The following is a 12,081-nucleotide window of genomic DNA, read 5'->3' as shown; positions in this document are numbered from 1 at the left end:
CGCCCGCGGTCGGTCGGACCGGCACGGTGTCGCCGGGCATGACCTTCGTCGACAACGGCAACGGCACCGCGACCCTGTCCGGCACCCCGACCGCTGGCGGCAGCTACCCGCTCAGCCTGACCGCGTCCAACGGCGTGAACCCGAACGCCACCCAGACGCTGACGGTCACGGTCAGCCAGGCCCCGGCCTTCACCAGCGCCAACACCACGACCTTCACGACCGGCACTCCCGGCTCGTTCACCATCACCACCACCCCGACCGCCTACCCGACGCCGAGCATCAGCCGGACCGGCACCCTGCCGACCGGCCTGGGCTTCGTCGACAACGGCAACGGCACCGCGACCCTGTCCGGCACGCCGGCAGCCGGCACCGGTGGGGCGTACACGCTGAACCTGACCGCGTCCAACGGGGTCAACCCGAACGGCACCCAGACCCTGACCGTCAACGTCAACCAGGCGCCGGCGATCACCACCAACCCGGCTGACCAGTCGGTGAACCCGGGCGCGTCGGTGAGCTTCACCGCGGCGGCATCGGGCTTCCCGGCCCCGACGGTGCAGTGGCAGCGTTCGGTCGGCGGCGGCAGCTTCGCGAACATCGCCGGCGCGACCAGCCCCACCTACACCTTCACCGCGGCCGCCGGTGACAACGGCAACCAGTACCGGGCCGTGTTCACCAACACGGTCGGCTCGGCGACCTCCACCGCGGCGACCCTGACGGTCTCCAGCGCGCCGACCATCAGCAGCGCCAACAGCACCTCGTTCGCGGTGGGGACGGCGGGCTCGTTCACCGTCACCACCAGCGGGTTCCCGAACCCGACGCTGACCACCAGCGGCACCCTGCCGGCCTGGCTGAGCTTCACCGACAACGGCGACGGCACCGGCACCCTGGCCGGCACCCCGCCGGCCGGTAGCGGTGGGACGTACAGCTTCACCATCAACGCCGACAACGGCACCGCCCCGTCGGACAGCCAGGCGTTCACCCTGACGGTGACCGAGTCGCCGACCATCACCAGCGCCGACCACGCCACCTTCCAGTCCGGCGCGGCGGGCAACTTCCTGGTGACCACCCAGGCCGGGTTCCCGGTGGCGACCACGCTGAGCAAGACCGGCGCGCTGCCCAGCGGCGTGACGTTCACCGACAACGGCAACGGCACCGCGAGCATCGCTGGCACCCCGGCAGCGGGCACGGCGGGCAGCTACCCGATCACGATCACCGCGACCAACGGGGCGAGCCCGGCGGCGACCCAGTCCTTCACGCTGACGGTGGTGGAGTCGCCGGTGATCACCAGCGCCGACCACGCCACCTTCGTGGTGGGCACGGCCGGCTCGTTCTCGGTGACCACCTCCGGCGGCGCGGGCACCACGGTGTCCTACACCGGCACGCTGCCGTCCGGGGTGAGCTTCTCGCCGTCCGGTTGTGGCGCGACCATCGCGGGCACCCCGGCGGCGGGCACCGGCGGCACGTACCCGCTCACCCTCACCGCCAGCGACGGTGTCACTCCCGACACCACCCAGAACTTCACGCTGACGGTGAACCAGCCGCCGAGCATCACCAGCGCCGACCACGACACCTTCAGCCGCGGCGCGGCCGGCGCCTTCACGGTGACCACGGCTCCCGGAGTTCCGGCGGCCACCACGATCACCAAGACCGGTGCGCTGCCGGCCGGGGTGACCTTCACCGACAACGGTGACGGCACCGCCACCATCGCCGGCACGCCGACCGTGTCGGGCAGCTACCCGATCACCATCACGGCCAGCAACGGTGTGGCCCCGGATGCGACCCAGGCGTTCACGCTGACGGTCAACCAGGCGCCCGACATCACCAGTACTGACCATGACACGTTCACGGTGGGCACGGCGGGCAGCTTCACGGTGACCACCAGCCCGGCTGCGGACACCGTCACCCAGACCACCGGAACGCTGCCTGACGGCGTCACCTTCACCGACAACGGTGACGGCACCGCCACCCTGGCCGGCACGCCGGCCGCGGGCACCGGCGGGGTGTACAACCTGCAGTTCAGGGCCACCAACGCCACCGGGTTCACCACCCAGGACTTCACCCTGATGGTGTACGAGCTGGCGAGCTTCACCAGCGCCAACTCGACGACGTTCGTGGTCGGCGCGGCGGGCAGCTTCACCGTCACCACCACGGCCGGCTACCCGGTGGCCACCACCCTCACCAAGACCGGAGCGCTGCCCACCGGCGTGACCTTCACCGACAACGGTGACGGCACCGCCACCCTGGCCGGCACCCCGGCCGCGGGCACCGCCGGCAGCTACCCGCTGACCATCACCGCTACCAACGCGGCCGGTAACCGGCAGCAGTCCTTCACCCTCACCGTGGTGCCGGCGAACGCCTCGCCGGTGATCACCAGCGCCGACCATGCCACGTTCGCGGTCGGGACGGCGGGCAGCTTCACGGTGACCACCACCCCCGGCTACCCGACCACCACCACCATCACCAAGACCGGTTCGCTGCCGGCTGGGGTGACGTTCACCGACAACGGTGACGGCACCGCCACCATCGCGGGCACCCCGACGGCTGCCGGCGCGTTCCCGATCACGATCACGGCCAGCAACGGGACCACCGACGCGACCCAGAGCTTCATGCTGACGGTCACCAAGCTGCCGGTCATCACCAGCGCCGACCACACGACGTTCGCGATCGGCACGGCGGGCAACTTCACCGTGACCACCACGGCCGGGTACCCGGTGGCGACCACGCTGTCGCAGACCGGCGCCCTGCCGGCCGGGGTGAGCTTCACCGACAACGGTGACGGCACCGCCACGTTGAGTGGCACGCCGGCTGCCGGCACCACCGGCAGCTACCCGCTGACGATCACGGCGGCCAACTCCGCCGGGTCCACCGAGCAGTCCTTCACCCTCACGGTGCAGCCGGCGAATGCCTCGCCGGTGATCACCAGCGATGACCACGCGACCTTCGCGGTCGGCACGGCGGGCAGCTTCACCGTGACCACCACGGCCGGCTACCCGACCGCGACCACCCTCACCAAGACCGGCGCGCTGCCGGCCGGGGTGAGCTTCACCGACAACGGTGACGGGACCGCGACCATCGCGGGCACCCCGACGGCGGCCGGATCCTTCCCGATCACGATCACGGCCAGCAACGGCCAGACCACCGACGCGACCCAGAGCTTCACGCTCACGGTCACCAAGCTGCCGGTGATCACCAGCGCCGACCACACCACGTTCACGATCGGCAGCGCGGGCAGCTTCACGGTGACCACCACGGCCGGCTACCCGACCGCCACGTCGATGTCGCAGACCGGCACGCTGCCGGCCGGGGTGAGCTTCACCGACAACGGAAACGGCACCGCCACGTTGAGTGGCACGCCGGCTGCCGGCACCACCGGCAGCTACCCGCTGACGATCACGGCGGGCAACTCCGCCGGGTCCACCCAGCAGTCGTTCACCCTGACGGTGGTGCCGCCGAACGCCTCGCCGGTGATCACCAGCGCTGACCACGCCACCTTCACCAAGGGGACCGCGGGCAGCTTCACGGTGACCACCACGGCCGGGTACCCGACCGCGACCACCCTCACCAAGACCGGCGCCCTGCCGGCCGGGGTGACGTTCACCGACAACCACAACGGCACCGCTACCATCGCCGGCACCCCGACGGTGAGCGGGACGTTCGGAATCACCATCAAGGCCAGCAACGGCGCCAGCACCGACGCGACCCAGAGCTTCACGCTGACCGTCAACGCGCCGCCGGTGATCACCAGCGCCAACACCGTCACCTTCACCTCGGACGTGGCCGGCCAGAGCTTCACCGTGACCACGACCGCCGGGTACCCGACGGCGACCACGATCACCAAGACCGGCGCGCTGCCGCCGGGCATGACGTTCACCGACAACCACAACGGGACGGCCACCATCGCCGGAACCCCGTCGGTGACGGCCAGCACCAACTACCCGCTCGTGATCAAGGCCAGCAACGGCGTCTCGCCCGACGCGACCCAGAACTTCACGCTGAAGGTGACGAAGGTGGCCGCGGTCGCGCTGCCTGCGTCCAAGCCGAAGGCGGACGGCAAGCTGGGCGGCGTGCCGTCGAAGATCTACGTCAACCAGGTGATCACGGTCACCGGAACCGGCTACAAGCCGGGGGCGCCGATCGAGATCGGGTGGTACTACAGCAACAGCGGCAGTCCCATGAAGCGGACGGTGCTCGCGCACGGCTTCGCCAACGCCGCTGGCACCTTCAGCATCCCCGTCACGGTGGCCAACAACACCGGCTCCAAGACGGTGATGTCGGCCGGGCTCGGGTCCAACGGGAAGGCGCGGTACCTGAGCGCTGACACGGTGGTCAACCCGCCCTCGGGCACCGGCACCAAGACCGGCACCAAGACCGGCACGAAGGCCCCGGTCGTAGGAACCAGCACGGGCGGTGAGTCCGGGTTGGCCGACACGGGCCTGCGGAACCAGCGGATCTCGGCGGCCTCGGCCGGTGCGCTGGCCCTGGCCGGGTTCGCGCTGATGATGATCGGCCGTCGTCGCCGCAACGAGAGCTGAGCACGACAGGCCGGGGCTGAATCAGCCCGGCCGAGCAGGTGATCGACCCCGGTCCGCATCCAGCGGGCCGGGGTCGATGCCGTTTGGCCGACGGCGGATCAGCGCCCGCGATAAATCAGTTGCGCCGCAGGTCTAGCGTTGTCCAATCGTGAGTGACGATCCGCTGCTGCTTGCCGAACGAGAACACCTGCAGGAGTCGCTGGCCTGCCTGGAGCAGATGCGGGAGGCCGCCGACCGGATCGCCGACTACGGCGTGGACGCCCTGGCCAGCGAGAGCCTGGGACGGCTCCGCGCCGACCGGCTGAAGCAGCTGTCGGACGGCAGCTCCGCGCCGCCGTTCTTCGGCCGCACCGATCGCGATCCGGACGGCCAGCATCCGGCCGGCGAGGTGTTCCACATCGGCCGCCGGCACATCCGCGACAACTCCGGCGATCCGATGGTGATCGACTGGCGAGCCCCGATCGCCCGGCCGTTCTACCGGGCCAGCACCGCCGACCGGCAGGGAGTGAGGTTGCGCCGCCGGTTCGGCTTCGCCGACGGGCAGCTCACCTCCTTCGAGGACGAGCACCTCGATGCCGGCGAGGAGCTGGGGCTGGCCTCGCACCTGCTGCGCGATGAGATCGAGCGTCCCCGGGTCGGGCCGATGCGCGACATCGTGGCCACCATCCAGCCGGACCAGGACGAGCTGGTGCGGGCCGACCTGGACACCTCGCTGTGCATCCAGGGCGCGCCCGGCACCGGCAAGACCGCGGTCGGGCTGCACCGGGCGGCGTACCTGCTCTACAGCTACCCGGAACGGCTGCGGCGCTCCGGGGTGCTGGTGGTCGGGCCGAACTCGGCGTTCCTGCGCTACATCGCCCAGGTGCTGCCGGCGCTGGGCGAGAGCGGCATCCGGCAGAGCACCGTCGACCAGCTGGTCTCGGGTATCCAGCCGCAGCGCGAGGACCCGGTGCCGGTCGCGATCCTCAAGGGCGACGCACGGATGGCGGAGGTGCTGCGACGAGCGGTGTTCAGCTACATCGCCAAGCCCACCGAGGACGTCGTGCCGATCGTGGGCACCCGCCGGTACCGGATCCCGGTCGAGCGGGCCCGCCGCTATGTCGATGACGCGCGCCGCAGCATGGCCAGCGGCGAGCTGCGCTGGGACAGCGCCCGGGAGCGGCTGCGGCAGCTGCTGGCCCAGGACGTCCGCCGGCAGCGCGAGGACGCCGGCGGCGCCCCGTCCGATGCCGAGACCGCCAAGGTGGCCCGCTCGGCGCAGGTCCGGGAGTACATCGACTCGGTCTGGCCCGCCCTGGACCCGCGGGTGGTGCTGCTCAGGCTGTACACCGATGCGGACTTCGCCCGCCGCTGCGCCGGTGCCCGGCTGAGCGAGGAGGAGCTGCAGCTGCTCCGCCGTACGCCGCCGGCGCGGCCGGTGCCGGCCAGGCAGGCCGGGTTCTCCGCTGCCGACCTGGTGCTGCTGGACGAGCTGGCCGGCCTGATCAGCGGCGTCGAGGGCTTCGTCCACGTGGTGGTGGACGAGGCGCAGGATCTGTCGCCGATGCAGTGCCGGGCGGTGGCCCGCCGGTGCCCGCTCGGCTCGCTGACCGTGCTGGGCGACCAGGCCCAGACCACGGCGCCCTGGGCAGCCGGCTCCTGGCAGGCGGCGCTGACCCACCTCGGCCAGCCGGCGGCGCGGATCAGGCCGCTGACGATCGGCTACCGGGTGCCGGGCGAGGTTCTCCAGGTCGCCAACCGGCTGCTGCCGCACATCGCGTCCGACGTCCCGCCGGCGTCCTCGATCCGGTCCGGGGAGCAGGCGCTGAGCTACGGCACGGACCTGCTGGACGCGGTCGGGCGCTGTTTGGCCGCGGAGGGCTCGATCGCGGTGATCGTGCCCGACGTCCGGGCGGCCGACGTGCTCGCCGAACTCGCCGCGGCGGGGATCGCCGCGGCCGGCCTGGACCGCGAGCCGGCCGAGCGGGTCACCGTGGTGCCGGCGACGGCGGCCAAGGGCCTGGAGTTCGACTCGGTGGTGCTGTTCGAGCCTGCCGAGATCGTGGCCGCCGAGCTGGACCGGCTGGCCGGCCTGCGCCGGCTGTACGTCTGCTGGACCAGGGCGGTGTCGCGGCTGGCCGTCGTGCACACCGAGCCGCTGCCAGCGGAGCTGGCCGGTTGATATTGCCCAGCGGAGCTGACCGGTTGACCCAGACGGCCGATCAGCCTGCCTCAGCCCTGGGTGATGTAGCTCTCGAGCTGGCCGCGGGTCTGCTCGAGGTCGGCGATCCGGGCCGCCACCACGTCCCCGATCGTGACGATGCCGGCCAGCTCGCCCTTGGCCAGCACCGGCATGTGCCTGATCCGCTTCTCGGTCATGGCCGCGCCGATCTGGTCCACGCTGTCGGTGGGCTCGCAGCTGATCACGTCGGTGGTCATCAGCTCCGAGACCGGCAGCTCCAGCACCCCGGGACCGACCCGGTGCAGCCGGCGCACCACATCCCGCTCCGAGACGATGCCGACCGTCCGGCCGCCGTCCACCACGACCAGCGCGCCGATCTTGTGTTCGGCCAGGCTTGCCACCATGTGTGACACCGGCTCGTCCGATGCGATGGTGACGACGTTCGATCCCTTGCGCCGCAAGATATCCGCGATGAGCATCTGGCCTCCTGGTAGCTGGCTGGTGGGCCCCCCGGCTGCAGACGCTAGTGGAGTACCCGCGGCCTCGGAAGGTCCCTGCGGGCTCTGTCAGGTCCGTGTCGCCCGGCGGAGGTTATTGTGACCCGAGCAACGGGGTAACCCGCGGCCAGCCGGCGGTGTGATTCCGGCCGGGGTAGCCGAAGCCGCCCACGGGCATCGGGCAGTTCATGCGACTATGAGATACACGCAGTCGCCGCGGGGGCACTCGCCATCCCTGAGCTCGCCCCCAGCCAGACTCGCCAGAAGTTCACATCGTTGGACTGGCAGAGCCGCCTCAGCCAGAACAAGCAAGCCTGACGGCACCCGCGGTGATCCCGCAGCCGGTGCTCGAGACGCGAGGAGACCTGATGTCGCTGCACGGACATGTCCCCCCTGAGCCGGACCTGATCCAACTCCTGACTCCTGAGGGCATCCGGGTGTCCCATCCGGACTTTCCGCTCGAGATCACCGATGACGAGATCACCTCGCTGTACCGGGACCTGGTGCTGGTCCGCCGCTTCGACGCCGAGGCCACCGCGCTGCAGCGCCAGGGCGAGCTCGGGCTGTGGGCGTCCTGCCTCGGCCAGGAGGCCGCCCAGGTCGGCGCTGCCCGGGCGATGCGCCCGCAGGACATGGCGTTCCCGACCTACCGCGAGCACGGGGTGGCCTGGTGCCGCGACGTCGACCCGGTGACGCTGCTGGGGATGTTCCGCGGCGTCAGCCTGGGCGGCTGGAACCCGAACGAGAACAACTTCAGCCTGTACACCATCGTCCTGGGCGCCCAGACGCTGCACGCGGTCGGCTACGCCATGGGCGTGGTCCGCGATGGCGCCGTCGGCTCGGGCGACCATGACCGCGACACCGCGGTCATCGCGTTCTTCGGCGACGGCGCCTCGAGCCAGGGCGACGTCAACGAGGCGTTCATCTGGGCGGCCGCGTCCAACCTGCCGGTGGTCTTCTACTGCCAGAACAACCAGTGGGCGATCTCGGAGGCGGTCGAGCGCCAGAGCCGGGTGCCGCTGTTCCAGCGGGCGTCCGGCTTCGGCTTCCCGGGCATCCGGATCGACGGCAACGACGTGCTGGCGTGCCTGGCCGCCAGCCGGCTGGCTCTGGACGAGGCACGCTCGGGCCAGGGCCCGACGCTGATCGAGGCGTACACCTACCGGATGGGCGCGCACACCACGTCCGACGATCCGACCCGGTACCGGCTCTCCGACGAGCTGGAGACCTGGCGGCTGCGCGATCCGGTCGAGCGGGTGCGCGCCTACCTGGTGCGCGAAGCCGGGGTCGGCCAGGACTTCTTCGACTCCCTCGACGCCGAGTCCGAGGCGCTGGCCGAACGGATCCGCGAGGCCTGCCGCAGGCTGGAGGATCCCGGCCCGCTGTCGCCCTTCGACCATGTGTACGCCGAGCCGACCGAGGAACTGGCCCAGCAGCGGGCCGGCTACGCCGAGTACCTGAACTCCTTCGAGGAGGCGCACCGATGAGCGAGCATCGCAGCGAAGCGAGGAGCGGAGCGAATCCGGCGATGAGCGCTCGCGCCAGGAGCGGAGCGGATGTCGCGATGAGCGCTAGCGCGAAGAGCCAGGTGGATCGGTGGGAGGAAACAGCATGAGCACCATGAGCATGGCCGCGGCCCTGAACGCGGCGCTGCGCAACCGGATGGAAGCCGATCCCAAGGTGCTGGTGATGGGCCTGGACGTCGGCAAGCTCGGTGGCGTCTTCCGAATCACCGACGGCCTGCAGAAGGACTTCGGCGAGGACCGGGTGATCGACGCCCCGCTGGGCGAGTCGGGCATTCTCGGCTCGGCGGTGGGGCTGGCGATCCGGGGCTACCGGCCGGTCTGCGAGATCCAGTTCGACGGGTTCGTCTACCCCGCCTTCGACCAGATCGTCTGCCAGGTGGCCAAGTTCCACAACCGGTCGCTCGGCCAGGTCAAGATGCCCATCACCGTCCGGATCCCGTACGGCGGCGGCATCGGAGCGGTCGAGCACCACTCGGAGTCCCCGGAGGCGTACTTCGCCCACACCGCCGGCCTGAAGGTGGTCACCTGTTCCAACCCCTCCGACGCCTACTGGATGCTGCGGCAGTCCATCCAGTCCGACGACCCGGTGATCTTCTTCGAGCCCAAGCGCCGGTACTGGGCCAAGGGCGATGTCGATCTGGATGCCGTCCCGGCGCCCTTGCACAAGGCGCACGTGGTCCGTCCCGGCCGCGATGCCACCCTGGTCGCCTACGGGCCGATGGTCGCCACCGCGCTGGACGCCGCCCGGGCCGCCGCCGAGGACGGTTCGGAGCTGGAGGTCATCGACCTGCGGTCCCTGTCGCCGCTGGACACCGATACCGTCGTGCAGTCGGTGCAGAAGACCGGTCGGCTGGTGGTCGTGCACGAGGCCTCGGTGACGCTGGGGATGGGCGCCGAGATCGCGGCCCGGGTGCAGGAGCGGGCCTTCTACGCACTGGAGGCCCCGGTCCTGCGGGTCGGCGGCTTCGACACCCCGTACCCGGCGAGCCGGGTCGAGGAGGAGTGGCTGCCCGACGTCGACCGGATCCTCGACGCCGTCGACCGCTCCCTGGCCTACTAGGAGAACCGCAACCGTGGCTGAGCTCAAGCAATTCAAACTCCCCGACGTCGGAGAGGGCCTGACCGAGGCCGACATCCTCCGCTGGGACGTCAAGGTCGGCGACGCGGTGGTCGTCAACCAGGTGCTGGTCGAGGTCGAAACCGCCAAGGCAGCGGTCGAGCTGCCCTCGCCCTATGCCGGGGTGGTGCATGAGATCCACTTCGACGAGGGCGTCACCGTCGACGTCGGCCAGCCGATCATCACCCTCAAGGTGGGCACCGGCGAGCTGACCGGCGGATCGGGCAGCAGCCAGCCGACGCCCTCTGGCGCCAAGGATGTCGACGAGACCCCGGTCGGCGGTGGCGCCGAGGACATGATCCCGACGCCTCCTGTCGACGGCGGGATCACCGGCTCGGCGCCTGCCGGCGCGGCGTCGGGCAACGGCTCCAACGGCGCCGGGGGTTCAGGCGGTTCCGGCGAGCGGCAGGCGGTGCTGGTCGGCTACGGGGTCTCGGGCGAGCGCAGCCGCCGGCGCAAGCGGCCGCAGCCGTCGGCCGGAGTGCCGGCGCCCACCGCCCACGAGGCGTTCAACGTGACCCCCGGCGCGGGCGCGGCGACCGCCGTGGTCACCCCGCACCGGACGGTGCTGGCCAAGCCCCCGGTCCGCAAGCTCGCCAAGACCCTGGGCGTGGATCTGGGCACCGTGGTGCCCACCGGGCCCAACGGCACCATCTCCCGGGAGGACGTCCAGCAGGCCGTCAGCACCCCGGCCGCGGCCAGCGCCGTGCCGGTTCGTGAGGCGGAGACCCGGATCCCGATCAAGGGGGTGCGCAAGCACACCGCCGCGGCGATGGTGGCCTCGGCGTTCACCGCGCCGCACGTCACCGAGTTCATCACCGTCGACGTCAGCGAGATGATGGAGCTGCGCAAGCGGATCGGCGCCCGGCGGGAGTTCGCCGGGGTCAAGGTCTCGCCGCTGCTGTTCGTCGCCCGCGCGGTGCTGTGGGCGGCCAGGCGCACGCCGATCATCAACTCCACCTGGGACGAGGCGGCCGGCGAGATCGTGGTCAAGCACTACGTCAACCTGGGCATCGCGGCGGCCACCGACCGGGGCCTGATCGTGCCCAACATCAAGGGCGCGGAGTCGTTGTCGCTGCTGGAGCTGGCCCAGGCCATCGGCACTTTGACGGAGACGGCCCGGGCCGGCAAGACGACGCCGGCCGACATGAGCGGCGGCACCTTCACCATCACCAACGTCGGGGTGTTCGGCGTCGACACCGGCACGCCGATCCTGAACCCGGGCGAGGCCGCGATCCTGGCCTTCGGCGCGATCCGCCGGCAGCCCTGGGTGGTCGGCGAGGGCGACGACGAGCGCATCGAGCCACGCTGGGTCACCCAGCTGGCGGTGTCGTTCGACCACCGCTCGGTGGACGGCCAGCAGGGCTCGGAGTTCCTTGCCGATGTCGCGGCGGTGCTGCGCGACCCCGGGCTGGCGCTGCTATAGCAACTCACGCAGGAGGGCACCGGCTTCACTCCGCGCCTGCTCCGCTTCCGCTGCGGCGCTCAAAGATGTCAGGATGTCGGCCAATAGATGCAGGGACCTGGCTAGGTTGGGGCGGTAGCGGTCGGGGATGGCGGCGGCCAGTTGCCGGTAGATGTCGACGGCCTCTTGGCTGATCGGCAGCGCGTCGGCGGGCCGGTCCAATTGGGACAGAAGAATGCCGAGGTTGTTCAGCGAGCCGGCTAGGTCGGGGCGGTAGCGGTCGGGGATGGCGGCGGCCAGTTCCCGGCGGATGTCGACGGCCTCTTGGGTGATCGGCAGCGCGTCGGCGGGCCGGCCAAGTTCGGAGAGATAGACGCCGAGGTTGTCCAGCGAGCTGGCCAGGTCAGGGCGGTAGCGGCCTGGGAGGGCGGCGGCCAGTTCCCGGTAGATGTCGACGGCCTCTTGGCTGATCGGCAGAGCGTCGGCGGGCCGGCCAACTTCGAACAGCTGGACGCAAAAGTTGTTCAGCGAGGCGGCTAGGTCGGGGCGGTAGCGGTCGGGGTTGGCGGCGGCCAGTTCCCGGTAAATGTCGGCGGCCTGTTGGGTGACCGGCAGCGCGTCGGCGGGCCGGCCAAGTGCGGACAGTCGGATGCCGAGGTTGTTCAGCGAGCTGGCCAGGTCGGGGCGGTAGCGGTCGGGGTTTGCGGCGGCCAGTTCCCGGCGGATGTCGACGGCCTCTTGGCTGATCGGCAGAGCGTCGGCGGGCCGGCCAAGTTCGGAGAGATAGACGCCGAGGTTGTCCAGTGACCTAGCCAGCTCGGGGCGGTAGCGGACGGGGATGGC

General features: G+C 71.0%; 7 protein-coding genes. 5 read left to right on the top strand and 2 right to left on the bottom strand.

Annotated elements, in window-relative coordinates; translation table 11 throughout:
- Positions 1 to 38: 38 nt before the first annotated feature.
- Positions 39 to 4,532 carry a beta strand repeat-containing protein gene (locus VF612_RS17690; protein WP_408661176.1) on the top strand — a complete coding sequence of 1,498 codons (4,494 nt, stop codon included), beginning with the start codon at positions 39 to 41 and terminating at the stop codon, positions 4,530 to 4,532.
- A gap of 148 nt (positions 4,533 to 4,680) precedes the next feature.
- On the top strand, positions 4,681 to 6,693 hold the full coding sequence (locus tag VF612_RS17685; RefSeq protein ID WP_408661175.1) for a HelD family protein: 2,013 nt from the start codon (positions 4,681 to 4,683) through the stop codon (positions 6,691 to 6,693).
- A 50-nt stretch (positions 6,694 to 6,743) separates the two neighbouring features.
- Here the strand turns inward: VF612_RS17685 and VF612_RS17680 are convergent, their stop codons facing one another.
- Positions 6,744 to 7,172, bottom strand: coding sequence for a CBS domain-containing protein (locus VF612_RS17680; RefSeq protein ID WP_408661174.1), 429 nt, complete (start codon positions 7,170 to 7,172; stop codon positions 6,744 to 6,746).
- A 386-nt stretch (positions 7,173 to 7,558) separates the two neighbouring features.
- On the opposite strand from VF612_RS17680, the gene VF612_RS17675 reads away from it, so the two are divergent.
- From VF612_RS17675 to VF612_RS17665, 3 genes are all read left to right on the top strand, one after another.
- Positions 7,559 to 8,677 (top strand): thiamine pyrophosphate-dependent dehydrogenase E1 component subunit alpha, encoded by a 1,119-nt coding sequence (locus VF612_RS17675; protein WP_408661173.1) that lies wholly within the window; start codon positions 7,559 to 7,561, stop codon positions 8,675 to 8,677.
- A gap of 124 nt (positions 8,678 to 8,801) precedes the next feature.
- Positions 8,802 to 9,776, top strand: coding sequence for an alpha-ketoacid dehydrogenase subunit beta (locus tag VF612_RS17670; protein ID WP_408661172.1), 975 nt, complete (start codon positions 8,802 to 8,804; stop codon positions 9,774 to 9,776).
- Positions 9,777 to 9,789: 13 nt separating this feature from the next.
- On the top strand, positions 9,790 to 11,259 hold the full coding sequence (locus VF612_RS17665; protein WP_408661171.1) for a dihydrolipoamide acetyltransferase family protein: 1,470 nt from the start codon (positions 9,790 to 9,792) through the stop codon (positions 11,257 to 11,259).
- Here VF612_RS17665 and VF612_RS17660 read toward each other — a convergent pair.
- On the bottom strand, positions 11,254 to 12,081 hold an 828-nt coding region (locus VF612_RS17660), incomplete at its 5' end, for a tetratricopeptide repeat protein (protein ID WP_408661170.1). The two genes, VF612_RS17665 and VF612_RS17660, sit on opposite strands and share 6 nt — an antisense overlap.

The sequence above is a fragment of the Jatrophihabitans sp. genome (assembly GCF_036388195.1).
Lineage (GTDB): Bacteria > Actinomycetota > Actinomycetes > Mycobacteriales > Jatrophihabitantaceae > Jatrophihabitans_A.
The sequence above is the reverse complement of the archived record's forward strand: the minus strand, read 5'-3'. Positions and strand labels throughout refer to the sequence as shown.

Coding starts and splice junctions, on each gene's coding strand:
- VF612_RS17690 (WP_408661176.1), top strand. CDS start 39: ATGACCTTCGTCGACAACGGCAACGGCACCGCGACCCTGTCCGGCACC.
- VF612_RS17680 (WP_408661174.1), bottom strand. CDS start 7,172: ATGCTCATCGCGGATATCTTGCGGCGCAAGGGATCGAACGTCGTCACC.
- VF612_RS17670 (WP_408661172.1), top strand. CDS start 8,802: ATGAGCACCATGAGCATGGCCGCGGCCCTGAACGCGGCGCTGCGCAAC.
- VF612_RS17675 (WP_408661173.1), top strand. CDS start 7,559: ATGTCGCTGCACGGACATGTCCCCCCTGAGCCGGACCTGATCCAACTC.